This is a genomic window from Paenibacillus litoralis (assembly GCF_046244365.1).
Lineage (GTDB): Bacteria > Bacillota > Bacilli > Paenibacillales > NBRC-103111 > Paenibacillus_V.
On sequence record NZ_CP176395.1, the window covers coordinates 8044555 to 8067533 of the forward strand.

Genomic DNA, 22979 nt, shown 5'->3' on the forward strand with positions numbered 1-22979 from the left:
ACGCATAGTTTGAGTCTGCCGCGGACCTTATAATGGTCGATGATATGGAATGAAAGCGCTTCTATCCAGTAGGAGCTACCCCAATCAGGAGGATATACGATGACCGCTTCGATAAAAGATAACGAACCTCTTATTTACCGAATTTCCGCAGCAACCGTCAAAAATGAAGTTCTTCACGATCATCTCCATATGAGCGGAACAAATCCGCAGGGCGTTGAAATCAAAGCAAACAGCCGATATTTGACCGTGAACGGAAAACCGGTTCTCTTCACGATGGGCGAGTTTCATTTTTCCAGATACCCCAGAGCGTATTGGGAAGAATCCCTTCTTAAAATGAAGGCCGCCAACATTCGAATCGTCGCCTCTTATATATTCTGGATCCATCACGAAGGAATAGAAGGAAGCTATAGCTGGACGGGCAATCATGATGTAAGACGGTTTGCCGAACTTTGCGGAAAACACGGTTTGTTTTTTTACCCGAGAATCGGTCCTTGGAGTCATGGAGAATGCCGGAACGGCGGCTTTCCGGATTGGATTTACGGCAAATGCGAGGTGCGGACGAACGATCCGGCGTATTTGCGCTATGCGCGTCAATTTTACGGTCAAATCTATAGCCAGTTAACCGGGCTGCTGTATAAAGATGGCGGCCCCGTCGTCGGCGTCCAAATCGAGAACGAGTTTTACGGCGATATGGAGCATATTCGAACGCTCAAGCGAATGGCAGTGGAAACGGGGTTTGACGTGCCGATTTATACCGCTACGGGATGGGGGGATGCGGCCATTCCCCTAGATGAGCTTATTCCCGTTTTCGGGGGATATCCGGAGGCGCCTTGGACGCAGCATACCGGCGAGCTGGAGCCTAGCGTCAACTATTTTTTTCGTCATGTTCGAAACGATTCGAATATCGGGAACGATCTGTTCGAGCCGGGGCTCGAGTCCATGGGGAAGGATGATCCGAACATTGAACGGTACCCCTACTTCACGTGCGAAATGGGCGGGGGAAACCAGGTTACGTATCATCGCAGACCGGTTATAACGCCTGAAGACGTGGCTTCCTTATCGTTACTGCAGCTGGGCAACGGCTGTACGCTGCTCGGGTATTATATGTTTCATGGAGGCACACACCCAATCGGGCAACTCACGACGATGAACGAATCGAAAGAAACGGGGTATCCGAACGACTATCCGGTCCTTTCCTATGACTTCCAAGCGCCGATCGGCGAATTCGGGACGATTAAGCCCTCCTATCATGCCTTGAAACGATTGACCCTATTTGCGGCGGAATTCGGGGACCTTCTGGCGCCTATGATCTCGGTGCTTCCCGAGCAATATCCCGGCAGCTTCGACGATTCGGACACGCTGAAATATGCGATTCGCACACTAGATAACAGCGGATTTCTGTTTATCAATAACTATGTTCGCCGGTCGGCTATGAAAAGGCTGGAAAACCTCCGGTTCGAGATCGAATTGGAGCAGGAAACGCTGCGGTTTCCTCAGAAACCGATGACCGTTCCGAAGGGGGCTTATTTCCTTTTGCCGTTCAATCTGAGGCTGGCCGGGGGGATCGTCTTAAAGTACGCTACGGTACAACCGATCTGTAAGCTGGAGTATGAAGGGGTCACGTCCTATTTCTTGTTCGCTCCGGAAGGGATCGACCCGGAGTTCGCTTTCGATGCGGGAACCGTTCAATCGATAAACGCTTTAGGCGCGCAGGTAAATACCGAATGCGGAACCGTCTGCATGACAGGCCTGCAGCCGGACCCGTATGTGCCGATCCGTGTCAGGGGGGCGCAAGGGACAACGATCCAGCTGATCACCTTGACCGAGCAGCAATCGCTGCGCCTTTGGAAAGGCGAAGCTTGGGGACAACAGCGGATAGTCGTATCGCCGGCCAACATCCTGTTCGAGCAAGACCGGCTGCAGCTGTTTGCAACCGATGAAGAGAAGCTGTCGTTCTCGGTGTTTCCCCCGGCGGAGCATGATTTGAAGGCGGATGGCGAGCTGCTGCAGGCCGAGCGGGACGGCATCTTCTCGCTCTTCACGATAGCGGCTGCCAAGAAAGAAATCGAAGTCCGGACACGGTTAGCATCCGTTTTCCGTCAAGCAAACGAAACTTCCCAGTGGTCCGTCGCCATTCCGAAAGGGAGCATGGACGGCGTAAACGATCTGTTTCTTTGCATTCGATACGTCGGTGATGCCGCAAGCCTGTTTTTGAACGGACAGCGGATTGCGGATCATTTTTATGACGGAACGGAGTGGGTGATAGGCTTAAAACGCTTTATGCCCGACATCCTGGAAGGGGAACTCGTCCTGCATATTTCGCCTCTGAGCAAGGATGCGGACATTTATATGGAGCCTCGGCCCGATCTAACCGACGTACTGACGGCGGAATTGGAACAAGTAAGCATCATGCCCGAGTATCGTTATACGATCCAATCCTAGCCTGCGCAAAGACAGCCCTGGATTATTCCCGCTCCGGCATCGCTTATGGTATTCTGTAGCTAGGCTGCCAAGGCGTACGGATCGTACGACCTCGCCCTACCCGGTTGGAGGAGTCGACGTTTCCTATGAATGAATCCATTCTGTTTTTGCTGGAGCATGCGGATATCGACGTCATCACGTTCGATGTGCATACCCGCCGGGAAATCGGCATTTTCAACCGGGTATTGAAGTCCTACTATATGATGACCTATATCAAACAAGGAACCGCCAAGCTCCGTGTCGGCGGCCGTACCTACGTCCTTCGTCCCGGCACGGTTATTTTCATTCCTCCCCATTTGGAGCATGATCAATTTAAGGATACGGATGACGAAACGGTGTTCCTTTGGTGGCATTTCACATACAGAATCGAGAATTACATCGATGTGCTGTCCTTATTCGATATTCCTCTCGTGTTTCCCCTAAGCCAGAGCGAGCCGTTCGAGCTAGCGTTCGGCCAACTGATGAATACGTTCAACCGGCTTCATTCCATAACCGCCGCAATTTACCGGAAAGCCAAATGTCTGGAGGTACTGTCCATTTTGCTCGACAGCGCTCTTGGCCATGAAGCCGCCGTCATCCGTTCACCCGTCACGGCCCCCTTTCTAGGCGTCTTGTGCAGCATGATCCGGCATACCGGCTCGAAGCTGACACTGAAAGAAATAGCCAGAGAGCTTCATCTTAACGACACCTACGTGAGCGCCCGGTTCAAGGAGCTGTTCGGCACGTCCCCCATCCATATGCATCGCCAACTAAAAATCGAGAGGGCCAAGATGCTTCTCGCCACGGCGGATATGAGCGTCAAAGAAATTGCCGAAACGCTCGGCTTCGACGAGATTTCGAACTTCTCCCGCTATTTCAAATCGAGCGCCGGGATTTCCCCCATGCAATACCGCAAAAGCACTCGATAAAAACAACCCCTCCGGCTTCGCCGTTATCAACGGCGGAACCGGAGGGGTTGTCGTTTAGACGCAGAAAAAAGACTGCGGCTATGCCGCAGTCGCAGATCTTACTTGCAGAACTCCTCGAACGCACCCGTCAGATCGGCAGCGATCATGTCAGCGGAGCGGTCTTCGATCTGGTGACGCTGGATGAAATGCACCAGCTCGCCGTCCTTGAACAGCGCGATAGACGGGGAAGACGGCGGATACGGCGCCAAATATTCGCGCGCTTTCGCTGTCGCTTCCTTGTCCTGGCCTGCGAACACGGTGAACAGATGGTCCGGCTTCACATCGTTTTGCAGCGCTTTGGCAACGCCCGGACGGCATTGTCCGGCGGCACAGCCGCAAACGGAGTTGATTACGAGAAGCGCCGTTCCTTTAGCGCTTACCAACTGTTCGACGACTTCTTCAGGCGTACGCAGCTCGGTTACCCCGATACGGGTAAGATCGTCGCGCATCGGCTGAACCATGTCGCGCATATATGATTCAAAAGACATCGACATATTCCATTCACTCCTCTTTTTCCACTTTGGAAAAGTTGCTTACCTTTTTTATTATACATGGCAGGCAAGTGAATGCAAAGCATACCGTATCTTCGATCAGCCGTTTTTTGCATCCGGGTGCGGACAAGCGGCCTCCATTCGATACCTGATCGAATGGCGCCTCCGATCAGTCGGCGGAACGTTCGTCGTCCGCTTCGTCCGCCACCTGCTCCGTCGCCAAATCATAGGCGGAATTTTTGTCCGGATGCATGAAGTTACCGGTTTGCGGCGCGATGCCCCGTTCGAAATAATCGCGATTTTCGTCCGTTTGAAATCCGACATCCTTAAACGGATGCACCCATTCGTCGCCCGCCATGACGGAAGGATCGGTTTGCTCCGTCCACTGCTCCAGCGGCGAGTTCGGCGATTCGTAATCGTGATCCCCGATCACAACGCCGTGCTCGTTGACGAACGGCTCCTCCGGCCCCCGGTTTTGACGGAATTCCGGCAGAAATTCGATTTCAAACGGATCGAGCTCGGAACGGTCGTTCGTGACGGCCTTCTCAACGGGTTCTCCCGATTCGGTTTCATGACGCTCGGGCTGCTTGCCCGTCTGTTCGTTATTCATCGAAAACAAGCCCCCGATCAGGTTGACGGGCGATTCGGCCCGTTCAGTTTTTTATCCGTCTGTATCGAATCGGCTGCATCTCCGCCATGGTTGCGTTCCGCTTCGTTTTGCCGCTCCTGCTTGATTTGCGCTTTGGAATCGTTCTGTGCCATCGGTTCTTGCTCCTTTGCGGTAGTGTAGGCTTCCGCCCCGCTCGCCTTAGTATGCCGCATGGAGGGAAATTGTATCAACGCAAGCAAACGGGAGGCGTAATTACCGACAAGCACCAGTGCCGCATATCCCCACTGCTCGGCGGTGAGCAGGAAGACGGGTCCCTTGGAAGGCTCCTCGAGCAGCGACAGCGCAAGCAAACCAAGTCCTCCGAACGTACATACGTCGCGAATATACGTGCCGCTGCCGAGAGCATCGCGCTTGTTCCACAGCCATAGGCCCAGCACGAGGGATAGCAGCAGCGTATACGCGCCAATCGGGTGAACGCCGGTAAGCGAAGGCTCCGCGGCGATCGCCCAAGGCAGATCTGTCGGTTTGCCGCCGCTCCAAAGCGCCGCTTGCCTGACGGCATACGACGCAAGAACGCCGAATGCAGCCGCATCGACCGCCGTCTGCACGGCGATGCCCGCTCTTCGCAGCTGCGCAAGGACAAGCACGCCGGCCGCCACCACTCCAAGCGCCACCATATCCGCAGAGCTCCAATAAATGAGCAGGCCTAGCGGCTGCTCCCAGATGATCGCGGGCGTTTGCAGCAGGAAGCCGAACTTCCAGAACAAGAGCACGACAAACAGCCCGTTCGCCAAAATGTTCATCAGCCCGCTGCGGATCGGCCGGCCCCGGAAGCCTTCTTCATCGCCGTCTTCAGACGCAGCCCCCTCCGGCTCTACGCTGCCGCCCGCGCTTGCGCCGTTCACGAGTCCTCCATTCCTTTGATCCGTCAAACGATCCTCCCGCTTCAAGCGCAAGCTGACTAAGGCATAGCCCGCCCACACCGACAGCAGCATGCTCAACAAGCTCCACTGAAGCTGCAGCGGCCCGAGCGAAATGCTATCCGGCATTTTGCCCTCCCCCTTCGTTTTCCATGTTCTTCTTCTCTTTGTATCACACTTAGGCGGCGCGGAGCAAAACGATAGATTCGTATCTATCAACTAGAGTGGAATTTGCTGCCCGGCAGGCGTTAAGAGGAGAGCAAACCGTTAGCAGGCTACGTATACATAAGGTATCACTATCTATCAATGATAGTTGGTAGGTAGACGAAAACACTAGATGAGTCACACGGTTTAACCATGAACGCAGAAGCCGACATAGACGGGCTCAAAAGAAGGGGGGACACTGTCAGTCATGGTATCGGCCATTGCGACGTCTGCCGCCCGCGATTGCATGGGAGAGCGGAATCGAAGATTCCCGGTTCCGATCGCGGGTAAAGTCAATCTGCACCGCAAGGTTTGCAACGGAAAGTGAAATAGAGTCTTAAAGTACGTGTTCAAAAAGTCGGCTTATTAGCGTCGAAACATCTTCTCGATACATTCCGTGAACATAAGGCGGCTTTTTGAACAACCTCTTAAAGGAAAAAGGGTGACATGATGAACATATCCTCCTCCATGGTATCTTTGACCGTTCTGGCATTTCTATTAACAATGGTTCTCGTCCTATGGCGTCCGAGAGGGATTAATGAAGCGATACCCGCCACGGTCGGCGCGCTCCTTGTGCTTGCAAGCGGAAGCGTAACGATTGCGGATCTGGGAACAATCGGGGAAACGATAGGAGGCGCAGCCATTACCATTATGGCGACCATCGTCATGGCGATCGTGCTGGAAAGCTTCGGTTTTTTCGTATGGGCCGCCGAAGGGCTTGCCGCCAGGGCGAAAGGTGACGGCATCCGGTTGTTCTGGTACGTCAATCTAATCTGTTTTCTCATGACGCTGTTTTTCAACAATGACGGAAGCATTCTGATTACGACGCCGATTCTGCTGATCCTTCTTAAAAACCTCGGCCTCAAAAACCACCAAAAAATTCCCTACCTATTATCCGGCGCCTTAGTCGCTACAGCGTCCAGCGCTCCGATCGGGGTCAGCAATATCGTAAATCTGATCGCGCTCAAAATCGTCGGCATGGACCTCTACATGCATACGCTCATGATGTTCGTTCCGGCGACGCTCGGCCTTATTTTCCTGGTATTTCTGTTGTTCCTGTGCTTCTACAAGCAATTGCCGCGCAAGCTGCAGCCGCCGGCCAGAGGCATCCCGTTCCAAGGACCCGGTAAGCATCCGCTCGGGCCGCAGGCAAGCCAATCGATTTTTCTTCCGGAAAACCGCGACAAGTTCATGCGCAACTTGCTCTTATTCGTCTTCTCCATCCGCGTGAGTTTGTTCGTCGCTTCCTATTTACACATACCCATTGAAATCGTTGCCGTATTCGGTTCGGCGGTTTTGCTGCTATGGCGCTGGTATTACTTGAAGGTTACGCCGGTCGACATGCTGAAGAAAACGCCGTGGCACATACTCGTATTCGCATTCGGCATGTACGTGATCATTTACGGCCTGAACAATATCGGATTAACCGAGTGGCTCGTTCGCGTTATACAGCCGATGATCCACGGCGATTTGCTCAATGCCAGCTTGATGATGGGCGGACTGCTGTCGGTCATGTCCATCTTCTTTAACAACCATCCGGCTTTAATGATCGGCACCCTGACGCTAACCTCCATGCATCTGGATCCGCTGACGCTCAAAATCGCCTACCTGGCCAGCGTTATCGGAAGCGATGTCGGTTCCTTGCTGCTGCCGATCGGTACGCTCGCCTCGCTGATTTGGCTGCATATCCTCCGCCAGCATCATGTCAAAGTGGCTTGGAAGGATTATGTAAAAGTTACGATTATCGCGATACCGGCATCCGTAGTGTTTACGCTCGTTTGCTTGGCCTTCTGGGTGGATTGGCTTTACTGATCCGCTTACGACTCCTATTAAACTCACGTAAATCATCATATTGGCAGGAGGATTCCTATGCATACCTTTAAATCTTATTTAGGGAAAGATATCATCATCGAACTGTCCGGTGACCGCAGACGCGCCGGCATGCTGATCGATTGCGGGCCGGATGTGCTCGTTATTTACGAGGACACCAAATATTTGTATATTCCGCTCACGCACATTCAGAATCTGGAAGTCAGCCCTAAGAAAAATACGGACTATGCGGCACCTCCGCAGAAAAAAGCCCGCAACGGGGAAACGCTGAGCTTTGCTAAGATCGTTCAGGAAGCGCAAGGAAAGCTTACGGAGCTGTGCCTGGCGGAGAGGCAATCGGTCTACGGCCATATCCTGCATATCAAAAACGATTATATCGTTTTCTATTCCCCGGTTCATCAGACGCTGCTGATTCCTATATTCCATATTAAATGGTTGAGTCCTTATGAGGGCGGCATGCTTGCCGTTGACAAGAAAATCTCCGAAACCAACGCCGCGTCCGCACAGCCGCAATCGTATGCCGACTCGTTCGAAGCTCAGCTCCAAACCTTCGAAGGCAAGGTCGTCATGCTCGATTTCGGATTGAAATCAAACCGGCTGGGAACATTGGAAAAGATAGAAGATCATACCTTGGAGTTTGTTACCACGGATCAGCAACGACAGCATTTCCATATCAGCCATGTCAAAAATTTCGTCAGTCCGAATCCGTAAACGCTATGATTCAACTTTGAGCATGAGGGGGTCGAAATCGGCGACGACGAGTACGTCCATATGCCTGCCATGGTGCAGGAGCGTACCCGCGACCGATTTCCCCCGCACTTTTTCCCAAATGGATCGATTCGACTGACCGACGATGATTTGGGTCGCTTGATGCGAATTGGCTTGGTCCAGCAAAATATGCGGGATCTGCTTACGGCTCCGCGCGGCCGACAGCTCGAATCCGCCGCCCAACCGCGAGGTCAGCTCTTTTAGCGCTTCGATTCTCTTCTGCAGCTCCTCCGGAACCGCCGTATTATCGTGTACATAGGTTACCGTCCAATCCGCCTTCAGCCGGTGGGCGATGCGAAACCCTCTCCGGATAAGACGCTCCGCATTCGAGCTCGTTGTAACGCCGACGAAGATCGACTCCCTCCTGCGCCAGGGACCTCTCAAAGAACCGCTGCGTTCCCACGATTCCAACCGCTCGTCGACGTCATCGGCGATTTCCCTGAGCGCAAGCTCGCGCAGCGCGATCAAATTGCCCGTTCGGAAAAAATGGCCGAGCGCCTGCTCCACTTTATCGGCCGCATAAATTTTACCCTCGCGCATGCGCTGCTGCAGCGATTTGGGCGCTACGTCGATCAACTCCACCTCGTCGGCGAGCCGCAGCATATGATCCGGCACGGTTTCGCGCACGCGCACGCCGGTAATCTGTTCCACTGCATCGTTCAGGCTTTCGAGATGCTGCACATTCATTGTGGAGATGACCGAAATTCCCGCATTCAACAGTTTTTCGATATCCTCATACCTTTTTTGGTTGGCGCTGCCGGGCACGTTCGTGTGCGCCAGCTCGTCGACCAGCACAACCTCGGGGTTGCGGCGGAGTATCCGCGGAACGTCCATCTCCTCCAGCTTCGTTCCGCGATAGTCGATGACGGCTCGGGGGATAGTCTCAAGCAAGCCCTCCTGCTCCTTCGTTTCCTTGCGTCCATGCGTCTCAAGCAGACCTATGACGACGTCGATCCCTTTCTTGAGCAGATCGTTGCCTTCGCGCAGCATGGCGTATGTTTTGCCGACGCCCGGCGCCGCTCCGATATAAACCTTAAACCGTCCTCTGCGAATGCCGGCGATGCGGTCGTTTACCTCCTGATCGCTCAATCGCCGGTAAGCGTCGTTCGGGGCGCCTGCTGCCGACTTTGCCGGTAAAATGCGTTCGCCCTCCCGTTCCGCCCGGTCGGCGACGAAATAGACGTCGACGTTCTTGGTTTTGCGGAGAATTCCGCTTCCGATCGAGCCTTGCCATAACTCCTGCCACCGGCTTTGCTTGGAATGCCCGAGCACGATCCTCGTCACGTTATGCCTCACCGCGTAATCGACTAAAATACCGGGAAGCCGCCGCCTTCCGGGCAAGGGCAGCTCCTCGAACGCGGCTTCGACCTTCAGGGCCAGCTTTTTGACGGCCCGCTTGAACGTTTCCGCTTCTTTGGAGAGCCGCTTGCCCGGCCGGACAAACGTCACGACGAGCAGCTCCCCGCTCAACCGCTTGGCGATCTGCTGGCCCCTGCGTATATAGATGGAGCCGTTCCAATGGTATTGCGCCGAAACGAGAATGCGCTCCGCCGCACCGGAGGGACCGATCAAGCCTTCCTCCTCCCGGTGCTTTTCCAGCGAATCGTTGACGTCCTCCGCGACGAGCCGCAGCGCAAGCTCGCGCAGCTTCCCGATGTTGCCGCGCTTCAGGACGGAAGCGCCGGCCGCGCTGCGCAGATGCCCCTCCGCCAGCCTCTTCAGGATGGTTTCCGGCGTGGCGTCGATCAGCCTCACCTCGTCCGCCAGCTCCAGCGTATCGGCCGGAACCGTCTCTTCGACGGAAATGCCGGTCAGCTTCTGGGCCATTTCCGTGGCGCCCTCCAGCTCATAGACGTTGACCGTCGCAATGACGCTGATACCTTTGCTAAGGAGGAAGCGGATATCTTCGAGCCGCGTCTGAAATCGCGCGCCAGTGCGGTTGCGGTGCGCAAGCCCGTCTACCAGCACCACTTCCGGATTCCGCTCCACCAGCGCCTCCAGGTTCAAATCCTTTTTCTCGGAGCCGTCCTTCAGCCAGTGAACGCTCGGAATGCGCTCCAGATCCCCTAGCTGCTCCACCGTCTCCGGCCTGCGCATCGTCGATACGGCGCATATGACGACGTCGATCCCCTGCGACTTCAATTGGCAGCCTTCGCGCAGCATATGGTACGTCTTGCCCGAGCCGCTGACGGCGCCGATATACACTTTGAGCCGGCCCTGATGCAGCTTGGAGATCGACAGCAAAATTTCCTCCGGCGTCCTCCTTCTGAACGTTTCCATCCGCTCCCCCTCCTAACGCACGCAGGCCCTGCCTGCATAGAGACAGACAAGGCGGCATACTCGCTCCTATTTTTTCAGTAAACCTTGCAGGGCGATATTGATGTTCAGAACGTTCACCCGCTTCTCTCCGAAAATGCCGAGATCGCGTCCCTCCGTATGATCGCTCACCAATTTCTCCAGCTGTGCGGCAGGAATGCCGGTCAGCTTGCTAATGCGCGAAATCTGAACGGCAGCCGATTCCGGCGTAATATGCGGATCGAGTCCGGAGCCCGAGTTGGTCACGAGCGCAATCGGCAGGCTGTCGGCCGGTACGTCCGGATTGGCGGCCTTCCATGCCTCGATCGACTCCTGCGTCCGCTTCAACAAATCCGGATTGGACGGCGCATAGTTGTTCGAGCCCGAAGCATCCGCCTTGTAAGCGATGCTGGATACGCGTCCTTGAAAATACTTAGGGTCGCTAAACGTTTGTCCGATCAGCTCGGAACCCACCGTCTCTCCGCTTCCGTTCTTAACAAGACTCCCGCCAGCTTGATTCGGCATGAGCGCTTGGGCGATCCCTGTCGTCACAAGCGGATATACGATCCCCGCCAGCAAAACAAACAACACGCCGATGCGAATAAGGGTAAACAGATACGCGCCTACCGACTGAACCGGCGCCCGTTCCGCTGCTTCCATGTTTTTCATTCCTTTTTCATCCCTCTCGAAAAGCTTCTTTGTCTATATGTTTTATACCCACAAATGAACGACCAGATCGATCAGCTTGATGCCGATAAAAGGCGCCACAACGCCGCCAAGACCATAAATGAACAGATTTCGGCCGAGCAGCTTGGTGGAGCTCATCGGCTTATAGGCGACGCCTTTCATCGCCAGCGGAATGAGCAGCGGGATGATAACCGCGTTGAACACGAGCGCCGACAAGATCGCCGACATCGGGGAGCCGAGTCCCATCACGTTCAGCACATCCATCTCCGGAATCGCCAGCATAAACATCGCGGGAATAATGGCAAAATATTTGGCGATATCGTTCGCGATGCTGAATGTCGTCAAAGCGCCGCGCGTCATGAGCAGCTGCTTGCCGATCGCGACCACCTCGATGATTTTGGACGGGTCGGAATCGAGATCGACCATGTTCGCCGCTTCCTTCGCCGCTACCGTCCCGCTGTTCATCGCCAGACCCACGTCGGCTTGCGCCAGCGCCGGCGCGTCGTTCGTGCCGTCGCCGGTCATCGCGACCAGCTTGCCTTCGGCTTGCTCGCGGCGGATGACCGCGATTTTGTCCTCCGGCTTGCTCTCGGCGATAAAGTCGTCGACGCCCGCTTCCTTCGCGATCGTTGCAGCCGTCAGCGGATTGTCGCCGGTACACATGATCGTTCGGATTCCCATTCGGCGAAGCTCCTCGAACCGTTCCCGCATACCGGGCTTAACCGTATCCTTCAAATAGATGAGGCCGAAAATACGATCGTCGACCGCCACCGCCAGAGGCGTTCCGCCAAGCGAGGCAATCGCGTTTCCCTTCGCCTCCAGATCGGCCGGAACCGTGCCGCCTTGGGCGAGCACCCATTTGCGCACCGCGTCGACCGCGCCCTTGCGGACCCTGCGCCCGTCCTTCAGATCGACGCCGCTCATTCGCGTTTCCGCCTTGAATTCGATGAACTCGGCTCCTGCAGCGAGCCCGTCGTCGTAGCTCAAGCTTTGCTTTTTCATCAGCTCCAGCACCGACCGGCCCTCCGGCGTTTCGTCCTTGACCGAGCCGATCGCCGCCCAAGCCGCCAGCACGCTCAGTTCCTCGCCGCCCACGGCTTTGAACTCGCTGGCCATCCGGTTTCCATACGTGATCGTCCCCGTCTTATCCAGGATCATCGTGTTGATATCGCCTGCAGCTTCGACCGCTTTCCCGGACATCGCCAGCACGTTGAATTGCGTCACCCGGTCCATCCCGGCAATCCCGATCGCCGACAGCAAACCGCCGATCGTGGTAGGAATCAAGCACACCAGCAGCGCGATAAGCACAGGCACTTCCAGATCGACTTGCACATAAGAAGCGATCGGTCCGAGCGTCACCACCACGATCAGGAAGATGATCGTCAGACTGATCAGCAGCGTGTTCAGCGCGATTTCGTTCGGCGTCTTCTGCCGTTTGGCGCCTTCGACGAGGGCGATCATCCGGTCGATGAACGATTCGCCCGGATCGCTCGTAATCCGGACCTTGATCCGGTCGCTGACGACGCGCGTTCCTCCGGTAACCGAGCTGAAATCGCCGCCCGCTTCCTTGATCACCGGCGCTGATTCACCGGTTATCGCCGATTCGTCGACCGAAGCGAGCCCCTCGATGACTTCGCCGTCTCCCGGGATCATCTCTCCTTGGGAGACGATGACGATATCGCCTTTGCGCAGCTCGGTGGAGGCAACGACCTTAACGCCGTCTCCGACCGCCTTATTGGCGGAAATCTCCTTTTTCGACTGCTTCAGCGAGTCGGCCTGGGCCTTGCCCCGTCCCTCAGCCAGCGCTTCGGCGAAGTTCGCGAACAACAGGGTAAACAGCAGAATCAAAAAGACGGACAGATTGAAGCCGACATTGCCTTCGGCATCGAAGGCTGACGGGAACAGCGTCATGATCAGCACGATCAGCGTCCCGACTTCCACGACGAACATGACCGGATTTTTCATCATCGCGGCAGGATTCAGCTTCGTAAAGCTATCGATAACGGCCCGCTTGACGATTCCCGGCGTCAGCAGCCTTTTGCGTTTCGTATTCATTACAGTTCACCTCATTATAGATTGGCGGGCTATTCAAAATTAGACGCGGAGCACGCTCACCCGGACGGCTTCGGTTAACGGAGCGTCAGATGTTCGGCGATAGGCCCCAGCACCAGCACAGGCAGGAACGTCAGCGCCCCGATAATGAGGACAGTCCCGATCAGAATGCCCGTGAACAGCTTGTTATCCGTGCGAAACGTCCCGACCGTTTCCGGCACCCATTGCTTCTTGACCATCGAGCCGGCGACTGCCAGCAGGGCGATCATCGAGACGTATCGGCCGAACAGCATCACAAGCCCCGTCGAAATGTTCCAGAACTTCGTATTGTCCGCCAGCCCTTCGAAGCCCGAACCGTTATTGGCGGCTGAAGACGTATATTCGTAGAGCACCTGAGAGATGCCGTGAAAGCCTGAATTCGTAATCGCGCCTTTGCCGAGGTCGGTCATGAAAGCCAGCGCCGTCGGAGCCAAAATAATGAAAGGATGCGCCAGAATGGCGATGGCGATCAGCTTCATTTCGCGCGCCTCGATTTTGCGCCCGAGAAATTCCGGTGTCCGGCCGACCATCAGCCCCGCCAAAAACACGCCGAGTATGGCGTACATCAGCATATTCACAAGCCCGACGCCTTTGCCGCCGAAAACGCAGTTGAGCATCATTTCGGCCATCGGCACAAGCCCTCCGAGCGGGGTCAGCGTGTCGTGCATGTTATTGACCGTGCCGGTCGTCGCCGCCGTCGTTACAGCCGTGAACAGGGCGGATTGGGCGATGCCGAAGCGGACTTCCTTCCCCTCCATGCTGCCCTGAGACGCATCGATACCGAGTGCGTTCAACACCGGATTCCCTTGGCTTTCCGCATAGTACACAAGCGATAGGAACGAGAGGAACAAGAACATCATCGCGGAAAACACGACCCAGCCCTGCTTCTTGTTGCGGGCAAACAGCCCGTACGTGTAAGGAAGAGCGGCAGGCAGCATCCACATCGAGAGCATTTCGATCACGTTGGTTAACGGGCTCGGATTTTCGAACGGATGCGCTGAGTTAGCCCCAAAAAAGCCGCCGCCGTTCGTCCCCAAATGCTTGATCGATTCCAGCGAAGCGACAGGTCCGATCGCGATCGTCTGCGTCTCGCCCTCCAGCGTCGTAACGGTCAAATTCGGCTGCAGCGTTTGCGGCACCTTTAGTGCGACGAGAACTAGCGTAACGACGATCGCCAGCGGGAAGAATACGCGTGTATGGGCTTTAATGAAGTCTTCAAAAAAGTTGCCGACCGTCTTCCCTCTGCTCGTTATCCCGCGGACAAAGGCAATCGCAACGGAAAAGCCCGTAGCCGCCGAGGTGAACATCATCATCGTCATAACGGCCATTTGCGAGAAATACGATACACCTGATTCGCCGCTATAGTGCTGCAGATTCGTATTCGTCATAAAGCTGATGACCGTGTTGAAGATGAGAGACGGCTCCATATTGCCGATCCCGTTCGGATTAAGCGGCAATCCGTTTTGCAGCCGAAGAATGATATAGCTGATCGCGACTAAGACGATATTCGTCAAAATAAAGCTGACCGCGTACGTTTTCCACGACATGCCGCCGCGGTTTTTTAGTCCGACGATCTTGAATATGACATTCTCGAACGGCCCGAAAACCTTGTCCGTGCGATTCGGTTCATTTGAAAATACGTGAAACAAATAGGTGCCCATCGGCTTAACCAGCAGCAGCAGAATGACGATCACCGCCGCTATTTGCAGTACTCCCATTGCGATTCCTCCTCTTTCATTCCCCAAAAAGTGAAGCGAAGCTTCGAAGCTTATTCCGATTACTTCCGAGGAGCCCCGGTTGTTCCCCAAAAAGTGAAGCGATGCTTGACGGCGTTAAAATTTCTCCGGGTTAATTAACGCATAGATAAGATATACAAACAGGAATACCGTAAACACGTACACGAGTATCACCGGCCATCGCCTCCCGTTTCATCGACTACCCGGCCGCACCAGGCGAGAAACCCGTAGAACAACAGGAACGTACCTGCCAACGTCAAAATCATGACCAGATCGAGCATGCTTGCCCCTCCTTCTTCCTTCCAACCGTTTGGCGGCATCGCTACCGCATCAAGAACGACATTTCCTCTTGCCGGCTGTAGATGACATAGTCAGCGCCCAGCCCTTTATAGATGGCCCGCGGATTCGGGCTTTGCGTGATCACGTAAATCGGCTTCGACGTCCAGCTCCGGCAAACCTGAATATACCGGCAGCACAAGGGCAAGCTTTGTTCAAACAAAAAAACTTTGCCGATCGGCCAATCCGGCACTTGCCACGTATCAATCGCATTCGTATCGACCGTGCAGATTCGCTTAACGCCGATTCGCCGCATTCTGGCTTCTTCCGTCTCGTTATTTACCAGCGCCGCATAGGGGATTCCCTTCACTTCCAGCAGCCTGATCAAGCTTTCGCCGGCTTTGTTGGGCGCAGCGACGAGACAATATTCGATTTCCCGTTCCATTCCCGTTCTCCTCTCGTTCATGCAAGAGAGGGCAACCTGTACTCCCAATAACGGTGCTGTCAGTCAAAGCGCATTCCGGGCTGGCAAACCCGCTTCTGCCGAACTCCTGAAAACGTCTTTCACAATTCCGCACAGCAAAAAGAAGCCCGGTTGAAGAGGACTCTTCTCGTGGCTTCTAGCAAGCACGGCGAAATAACCGCACCCGTCACGATTCAGGTTGCCTCTCTCAATACGCTTACGAGGTTAGCTGCCGGATTCGGGCGTGAGAGTCGCCCTACCTCTATCGTTATGGCATTCGCATAACTTATAGAGGATTCACCCCATGCGCCATTAAGGCGCGTCGGTTCCCCCGCTCCCCGGTATTCCGGGGACTCAGCGTCTTTCCTTACGGTATAAGACAATACAAAACCACAGGGATGGAATCCCTGTGGCCGTTTAGGCGATCACAAAGCTTCATCATCCTCTCTCCAAAAGCACGTCTGCGGACTTTCTCCGCTTCGTGTGCCAAACAACGCTTGCGAGGTTAGCTGACGGATTCGGGCGGTGAGAGTCGCCCTACGTCCCGCAGCGCTCCATGGCGCCCTGCGGAACGATTCACCCCGTGCGGCGCATGCCCGGCTCTCACACCGGTTCGCGTGCCGCGATTGGTTCCCCCGTTTTCCTTGCGGAAATTCAGCGAATCAGAATTTGGAAACTGTATAAGTAAATCATGAATCGTATCTTACTCCCTGCTCTACGACCTGTAAAGCAACGCCGATGCCGAAATTCGGCGCGCCGGCCCCGCGCGGGATTGCCCTATCCCCCTCAAACCATAAAATCTCCCATTATCACTGAATATCTCTTATTTCCTACGATTATCGTTATTATCGCGAAAGATGAAGCAAAAGAGCTCCCAGCGCATGAAAAACGAACTTTCGGCCCGATGAAAGCGATACAATGGCGAATAGCCGTCTCACACGTCGTTTTCTCGCGATTGGAATACTTTACAAGCCATATTCGCTGCTGGTATCATTTCATGCTGCTTCGCGCAGATAGGGATACAAGAATAAACGCATTGCGGCGTCTTTAAAGCCAGACGTTACCGAGAAATCGAACAATTAGCGGAGGATATACTCTGAGATTTAAGAAAAACCTTCAGGAAAGTTCACCCTGTCGGTCCTTTTTGTGCGAAGCCTTACGTCTGCGCGTGGGAGAGGGGACGGGTATGGGATTCCAGCCGCTCTTGAAATCGTGTTTCATTGAATTGGTTTTACGGTAATAACACGATTTCAAAGGCGGCCGCTGTCGCTCTTCCACCCCATACCCGTCCCCTCTTCTCACCTTTCCTGCTTTCTGTTACGCCTTGGTTCCCTACCGGTCTTCCAGCCGGTATTCATTGCCATGAACACCGCTGTCCTTGTCCAGACAGAACGTAGATGCGTGATTTGCCGCATTCACTTTCGATTTCATAGCCAAGCGGAACTGCAGTACACTACGTCTTATTCCGAAAAAACCAGTCAAAAGCGCAAAATAAGAGTCCTCCACGTCTTCTAAAATGAGCGTTTTGCCACCACGAAAAAACCGCCTAGCGCATGCGCTAGGCAGTTTCTTTGCAAATCACTATCGCGTGGTTACACGCTTTTGCGGCATATCGGGCAGTTCGTTGACCGAAACGACGCGGTTCGTTTTTTTGACAGGCTTGATCCAGTGCCGCTCGTTGCCCGGCAGGTCATCGAACCAGGACGCATCGTCCGGGCAATCCAGCGTCATAAATTTGCCGTAATGGCCGTCGCGCGACTGGTGATATTTCAAGTAAGCTTTTCCGTTTTCGATCGCTAAAATTTCGATTTTCCCGGATGTGTGGCTCATGGACAGTCGTACCCGCTTACCGAGTCCCGACGTTCTCGCCTTGGCTCCTTCTACGATTCGGTACACTTCGTGCAAAGGAAGGACGAAGTCCCGATTGCCCGCCACCGGACGATTGATGAAAAAATAGTATGGCGTGACGCCCGCCCAGGACAGCCGGTTAAGAAGCTCGCCAAGCACCTCGGGATCGTCGTTGATTCCTTTGAGCACCGGCGTTTGATTAACGACGATCGCGCCCGCTTCATGGAGCGCTTGGAATCCTTTCTGCGCTTCGGGCGTGATCTCGCGGGGATGGTTGATATGCGCCATCACATAAATCCGCTTCTCGGGCGTAGAGTACATCCGGATCGTTTCGAGAAGCTCTTCGTCCTCGTAAATGCGCATCGGGTTAAAGACCGGAATTTTGGAGCCCAAACGGATGATTTTCACATGAGGAATTTCGCGAAGGCGCTCCAAAATCATGCGCAGCTTCGGCGTTGCAAGAATCAGGCTGTCGCCGCCTGTGAGCAGCACGTTGTTGATTTCCGGATTTTCGGCGATATAAGCGAGACCCGGTTCGACGTCGGACATCGCCTCTTTGACGTCGTTGCGGAACAGCCGCTTGCGGAAGCAGTACCGGCAGTAGGAGCCGCATACCTCCGAAACGATCAGCAGGGCGGTCGAACGGTATTTGTGCTGGCAGCCCGGCACGACATAATTGGTGTCCTCGTCCGAGGCGTCCCAGCGCCCGTATTCCTCGAGCTCGCCTTCGTTCGGGATGACAAGCTTGCGGATCGGATCGTTCGGGTCGTTCCAGTCGATCAGATTCAAGTAGTAATCGTTGACGCGAAACACAAACTTTTCGGTAATTTGCTTGAGCCGGGCCCGTTCCTTCTCGGGTATCGATGTGATTTTCTCGATATCGGTAATGTACTTTGGTTGTGGCATGGCATATTCCTCCTTAGGTTGTGTTGCATGTTTATATGTGATCCCCGGGACTGGCGGCGGCATGTTGCAAGCCTGAAGCTGCAGGAGCTTCCGTCCGAGTCCGATGGGGGCTAAGCGCCCTATCCCTCCCGATGAATGGCGAAATGCGAAACGATTTCCGTAAACAAAAAAATCCCGGTCCTGCTGCAAACGCGAACGAAACATGAACGCGCTTGAGCAAGCCGGGAGGTCCAGAAAAACGCAAAAAGACCCTATTCACGGGTCAAAACGTGCAGCAACTAATAAAGATCGGATTTGACCCATCCCCTGCTGACGAGGTTAGCTGACGGACTCGGGAAAGATGGTTCCCTACGATTCAACCTGCAAATCGATTCGCCCCAGAAAAGTGGTTCCCCCGCTTTCCGATTTCTACAATCGGAAATTAAGCGCAATTAAAGTGTAGCCCAATGTGAAAAAAAAGTCAAATTCGCATCCTTCGTTCGCAGTAGGAAGAAAACCGGAGAGAACATTGAAAACTTTCAAGCAACGGGATGGATTTGGTTAATTTCGGCTTATTTCCGGCTAAATCGCAAATAAAAACCTCCGGCGGCAAGCAGCTTAACCCGGTTCTTTCGCACAAACTCGGTTATTTCGATTTCATCTTCAAACGACACGCGGCCATAAACGCTAAACAGCACGCGCATCATGTTGTATGTTTTGCAGCATTTCGGCCTCCAAAACGATGTCCGGCTAATCGATGCTGCAATTTTTACAACATTTTTCTATATGGAAGGCCGGATTTGACCAGTCCAACGGAAAAATGCTGCATTTTGTGCAACATGAGCCTGCTCTTAGCAGGAAATTAAGAAAAAATGCTGCATTTTGTGCAACATCGCTCGCGTTTCATAGGCTGCCTGATTCGGCTTCCTGCCCGCCCAGCTGCAGCAAGGCAGGGGCATGCTTCGCGATTTAAAAAAAGCTGCCGGAATCTTCCGGCAGCCTGCAGCTATCCCTTACGCCTTCAACACGTCGTGATCGACATAACGCGCGCCGTTCAGCTCGCTGATGACGTTGATGGCCACCTTCGCGCCGTCGCCGGCCGTGACGATCGTATGCATGCTGACGCCTGCACACGTACCGGCAGCCCAAATGCCGCTTACGTTCGTTTGGCCTGTTGCGTCGGCCTTCAAAATTTTCGCGACGCGCGGCTCCGTCCCCGGAATCACTTCAACGCCGGAAGCTTCCGCCAAATCGACCAGCATGCCCGTTGCGATAATAACATGCTTCGCTTCGTAGGAGCCGTTCTCGGTGGAAACGGTGAAGCCGTTATCGCCCTTGGCGATGCCGGTAGCCTTGTCCTCTACGTACTCCGCCCCAAACTTGGTCGCTTGCTCTCTGCCGATGGCAACGAGATCCGGTCCGGAAATTTCCTTCACGCCGTAATGGTTTTCAACCCATGCGCGCTTAGTGACGCTTTTGTCGTTGTCGATAACGAGAGTCTTCTTACCTGCCTTAGCCGTGAAAATAGCTGCGCTGGACCCTGCCGGTCCGGCTCCGATAATGGCGATGTCGTACATGTTCGGATACACTCCCTCAAAATATAATGGCCTTGCAGCAATTCAAGCTTCCCCTGAGCCAAAACCTTTTATGCATAAGCTCCGCTGCCGCAAGAGCGGCGGAGCGGCGGGGCTAGGTTTATTCGCCTATTCGCCGCTGGCTTTGGCCGGCACGTTAGCGGCCATTGCGCCAGCCTGCCGTTTGGGCAGCAGGAACGCCCCGGCGAATGCGACGACCGAGATTGCGGCAAGCAGCAGGAATACGCCGTGCATGCCGGAAACGAGCACTTCCCTCAGCGCTTGCTTGGCGCCTTCCGGCAGCTGTGCCGCCGTCTCCGGATTAATGAGCCGGTTGATGTCTTCCAGCCTCATGCCGCCGGATTCGACTTGCCTTTCCGCCAGTTCGGACGCCAGCCGTTCATTGAAGTAGGTTCCGTAAACCGCTACGCCGAACGTCTGCCCGAGCGTACGGAACAGCGTGATCGAAGCGGTCGAAACGCCGCGCATCGTCCAGTCTACCGCGGATTGCGCGGTAACGGTGAATACGGTCACGACGATGCCGAAGCTGATGCCGTACACACCTGTAATGACGTAGAAAACAAACTGCGAAGCCGATATATCGAGCAGCGAGAGCCACAACGACCCGGCTATCAGAATGGCGAGCCCAAGGATGGCGCTGTAGCGAGTGCCTTTCTTGACAAGCAGCTTGCCGCTCAGGAAAGCGCCGACCGTCCAGGTGATCGTCATCGGCGTTATCGCAAAGCCCGCATACGTGGCCCCATAGCCGAGCACACCTTGAATCCACATCGGAATGTATACCATAATGCCGATCATCACCATGCTCGACAAAAAGCTGACGATGCTCGCGACGGTAATGTCGCGAATCCGGAACAGCTTAAGCGGAAGCATCGGCTCGGCCGCTTTTGTCTCAATGAACAAGAATAGCGCAAGAAAAACGGCTGCCGCCGCATAAAGCAGCAGCATCGAGCCCGATGCCCAGCTATGCGTTTCGCTGCCTTTCTGCAGGGCGTAAAGCAGCGCGACCATGCCGATCGTAAAGGTCGCTGCGCCGGCATAGTCGATTTTTTTGCGGCTGCGTTCGAACGATTCCTTCAAAGACGCCGCTACCAGCACCATCGAGAGAAGCCCGAACGGAATGTTGATAAAGAAAATCCAGTGCCAGGACAGCACCTCGACGAAAAATCCGCCGACGAGCGGCCCGACGACACCGGCAACGCCCCAAATCATCCCGATAATTCCCTGAACCCTGGCGCGCTGCTCCACCGGATACAGATCCCCGATAATCGTAAAGGTTACGGGCATAATGGCCCCTGCCCCGATTCCTTGCAGCGCCCGAAACCAGATCAGCTGATCCATATTTTGAGCAAAGCCGCAAAGGGTCGATCCGAGGAGAAACAGCACCGTCCCGACCGTGAAAATGACCTTCCGCCCGAACAAATCGGCCAGCTTGCCGAAAATCGGCGTCGTTACGGCCGAGGTGAGCAGATAGACGGCGAATACCCAATTCATCCGCTCCAAGCCGTGCAGCTCGCTGACGATCGTCGGCATCGCCGTGCTGACGATCGTGCCTTCGATCGCCGTGAGGAACGTAGCGACCATCAGCGCGATCGTGACGTTCCGGCGATTCGAGCCGCTACCCGGGGCTGCGCCGTTATTTTGTATATGTGACATAATGCCTCCTAACCGAATGTACCCAATTACGCTTGTTGAACATGCAGCTCCGCATGCTCCAAATATTTTTCGCAATCGAGAGCCGCCATGCAGCCGCTGCCCGCAGCCGTAATTGCCTGCCGGTATTTGTGATCCTGCACGTCGCCGCACGCGAACACGCCGGGAATATTCGTTTCCGAGGTGCCCGGTTTAACCGTAATATACCCGAGCTCGTCGGTTTCGATCTGTCCGTCCAGAAACTTGGTGTTCGGCGTATGTCCGATCGCTACGAAAATACCGTCCGCCTCCAGCAGCTCCTCGGAGCCCGTCTCGTTGTTGCGCACCTTCAAGCCCGTTACGCCCTTCTCCCCCGCTACCACTTCCAGCGGCGTACGGTCGAGGCTCCAAACGATTTTGCCGTTCCCGCGGGCGCGGTCCTGCATGATTTTGGACGCCCGCATTTCGCTGCGGCGATGCACAAGACGCACCTCCGATCCGAAGCGCGACAAGAAGCTCGCTTCCTCCATCGCCGAATCGCCGCCTCCGACCACGATGATCTTCTTGCCGCGGAAGAAGAATCCGTCACAGGTCGCGCATGTGCTGACGCCCCGACCCACGTTGTCCTTCTCCCCGGGAATACCCAAATATTTAGCCGAAGCGCCGGTCGAAATCACGATCGTTTCGGCGGTCAATTCACCGATACCCTCCACGGACAGCTTGAACGGACGCTGCGACAAATCCGCTTTGTTCACCCAGCCGGTACGGAACTCCGCGCCGAAGCGCTCGGCCTGCTTGCGCATATTGTCCATCAGCTCCGGACCCAGGATACCCTCGGGAAATCCGGGGAAGTTCTCGACCTCGGTCGTCGTCGTCAACTGCCCGCCCGGTTCGGGACCTTCGATAATAAGCGGCTTCAGGTTGGCGCGGGCCAGGTAAATAGCCGCAGTGAGTCCGGCCGGACCGGTTCCGATAATAATCGATTTGTATGTCATAGGAAAACCTCCCTCGATACGAATGATGACAGCTAACTTTACATACATTACATACATAATAGTATGTTAATTATGCGATTATGCGGAGGGAAAGTCAACCATTATTTTAACGTTCGTCTTACCAGGTCCGAATGCTCCTTCCGACGTCTGCCTTAACCCGCTCCCCGCGCCGACGTTCCTGCGGCATGCCAAAATAGCCTAACCGTTGCGGTCAGGCTGCTGCATCAG

17 protein-coding genes and 3 riboswitches are annotated in these 22979 nt (G+C 54.8%); of the genes, 4 read left to right on the plus strand and 13 right to left on the minus strand.

Annotated elements, in window-relative coordinates; genetic code table 11:
* The first annotated feature begins 99 nt into the window (after positions 1 to 99).
* Together ACKGJP_RS33765 and ACKGJP_RS33770 are read left to right on the plus strand one after the other, a co-directional pair.
* Positions 100 to 2442 (plus strand): beta-galactosidase, encoded by a 2343-nt coding sequence (locus tag ACKGJP_RS33765; RefSeq protein ID WP_409343108.1) that lies wholly within the window; start codon positions 100 to 102, stop codon positions 2440 to 2442.
* A gap of 125 nt (positions 2443 to 2567) precedes the next feature.
* Positions 2568 to 3389, plus strand: coding sequence for a helix-turn-helix domain-containing protein (locus tag ACKGJP_RS33770; RefSeq protein WP_409343109.1), 822 nt, complete (start codon positions 2568 to 2570; stop codon positions 3387 to 3389).
* Positions 3390 to 3487: 98 nt separating this feature from the next.
* Here ACKGJP_RS33770 and ACKGJP_RS33775 read toward each other — a convergent pair whose 3' ends face one another.
* The 3 genes from ACKGJP_RS33775 to ACKGJP_RS33785 form a co-directional block, all read right to left on the minus strand.
* Positions 3488 to 3922: a BrxA/BrxB family bacilliredoxin gene (locus ACKGJP_RS33775; RefSeq protein WP_409343110.1), complete on the minus strand. Its 435-nt coding sequence runs from the start codon at positions 3920 to 3922 to the stop codon at positions 3488 to 3490.
* Positions 3923 to 4088: 166 nt separating this feature from the next.
* On the minus strand, positions 4089 to 4529 hold the full coding sequence (locus ACKGJP_RS33780; RefSeq protein WP_409343111.1) for a DUF3905 domain-containing protein: 441 nt from the start codon (positions 4527 to 4529) through the stop codon (positions 4089 to 4091).
* Between the two features lie 17 nt (positions 4530 to 4546).
* Positions 4547 to 5578 carry a hypothetical protein gene (locus ACKGJP_RS33785; protein ID WP_409343112.1) on the minus strand — a complete coding sequence of 344 codons (1032 nt, stop codon included), beginning with the start codon at positions 5576 to 5578 and terminating at the stop codon, positions 4547 to 4549.
* 525 nt (positions 5579 to 6103) lie between these two features.
* On the opposite strand from ACKGJP_RS33785, the gene ACKGJP_RS33790 reads away from it, so the two are divergent.
* The gene (locus ACKGJP_RS33790) at positions 6104 to 7465 is read left to right on the plus strand and encodes an arsenic transporter (RefSeq protein ID WP_409347333.1); all 1362 of its coding nucleotides are present in this window, start codon (positions 6104 to 6106) and stop codon (positions 7463 to 7465) included.
* Positions 7466 to 7522: 57 nt separating this feature from the next.
* On the plus strand, positions 7523 to 8194 hold the full coding sequence (locus ACKGJP_RS33795; protein ID WP_409343113.1) for a hypothetical protein: 672 nt from the start codon (positions 7523 to 7525) through the stop codon (positions 8192 to 8194).
* 3 nt (positions 8195 to 8197) lie between these two features.
* Here the strand turns inward: ACKGJP_RS33795 and ACKGJP_RS33800 are convergent, their stop codons facing one another.
* From ACKGJP_RS33800 to trxB, 10 genes are all read right to left on the minus strand, one after another.
* Complete coding sequence (locus tag ACKGJP_RS33800) at positions 8198 to 10531, minus strand: universal stress protein (protein WP_409343114.1); 2334 nt, start codon at positions 10529 to 10531, stop codon at positions 8198 to 8200.
* A gap of 66 nt (positions 10532 to 10597) precedes the next feature.
* Complete coding sequence (gene kdpC, locus ACKGJP_RS33805) at positions 10598 to 11215, minus strand: potassium-transporting ATPase subunit KdpC (RefSeq protein ID WP_409343115.1); 618 nt, start codon at positions 11213 to 11215, stop codon at positions 10598 to 10600.
* 42 nt (positions 11216 to 11257) lie between these two features.
* Complete coding sequence (gene kdpB / locus ACKGJP_RS33810; RefSeq protein WP_409343116.1) at positions 11258 to 13288, minus strand: potassium-transporting ATPase subunit KdpB; 2031 nt, start codon at positions 13286 to 13288, stop codon at positions 11258 to 11260.
* A 74-nt stretch (positions 13289 to 13362) separates the two neighbouring features.
* A complete protein-coding gene (kdpA, locus tag ACKGJP_RS33815; protein WP_409343117.1) occupies positions 13363 to 15042 on the minus strand; it encodes a potassium-transporting ATPase subunit KdpA in 1680 nt (559 codons plus the stop codon).
* Between the two features lie 114 nt (positions 15043 to 15156).
* Positions 15157 to 15234 carry a K(+)-transporting ATPase subunit F gene (gene kdpF / locus ACKGJP_RS33820; RefSeq protein WP_409347334.1) on the minus strand — a complete coding sequence of 26 codons (78 nt, stop codon included), beginning with the start codon at positions 15232 to 15234 and terminating at the stop codon, positions 15157 to 15159.
* 148 nt (positions 15235 to 15382) lie between these two features.
* A complete protein-coding gene (locus ACKGJP_RS33825; protein WP_409343118.1) occupies positions 15383 to 15781 on the minus strand; it encodes a hypothetical protein in 399 nt (132 codons plus the stop codon).
* A 216-nt stretch (positions 15782 to 15997) separates the two neighbouring features.
* A riboswitch (cyclic di-AMP (ydaO/yuaA leader) is annotated at positions 15998 to 16169 on the minus strand.
* Positions 16170 to 16278: 109 nt separating this feature from the next.
* Positions 16279 to 16469, minus strand: a riboswitch (cyclic di-AMP (ydaO/yuaA leader).
* A 911-nt stretch (positions 16470 to 17380) separates the two neighbouring features.
* The gene (locus ACKGJP_RS33830) at positions 17381 to 18553 is read right to left on the minus strand and encodes a KamA family radical SAM protein (RefSeq protein WP_409343119.1); all 1173 of its coding nucleotides are present in this window, start codon (positions 18551 to 18553) and stop codon (positions 17381 to 17383) included.
* 291 nt (positions 18554 to 18844) lie between these two features.
* Positions 18845 to 18991, minus strand: a riboswitch (cyclic di-AMP (ydaO/yuaA leader).
* A gap of 554 nt (positions 18992 to 19545) precedes the next feature.
* A complete protein-coding gene (locus tag ACKGJP_RS33835; protein ID WP_409343120.1) occupies positions 19546 to 20109 on the minus strand; it encodes an FAD-dependent oxidoreductase in 564 nt (187 codons plus the stop codon).
* Between the two features lie 126 nt (positions 20110 to 20235).
* The gene (locus ACKGJP_RS33840; RefSeq protein WP_409343121.1) at positions 20236 to 21780 is read right to left on the minus strand and encodes an MDR family MFS transporter; all 1545 of its coding nucleotides are present in this window, start codon (positions 21778 to 21780) and stop codon (positions 20236 to 20238) included.
* 26 nt (positions 21781 to 21806) lie between these two features.
* Positions 21807 to 22751: a thioredoxin-disulfide reductase gene (trxB, locus tag ACKGJP_RS33845; RefSeq protein WP_409343122.1), complete on the minus strand. Its 945-nt coding sequence runs from the start codon at positions 22749 to 22751 to the stop codon at positions 21807 to 21809.
* Between the last annotated feature and the right edge of the window lie 228 nt (positions 22752 to 22979).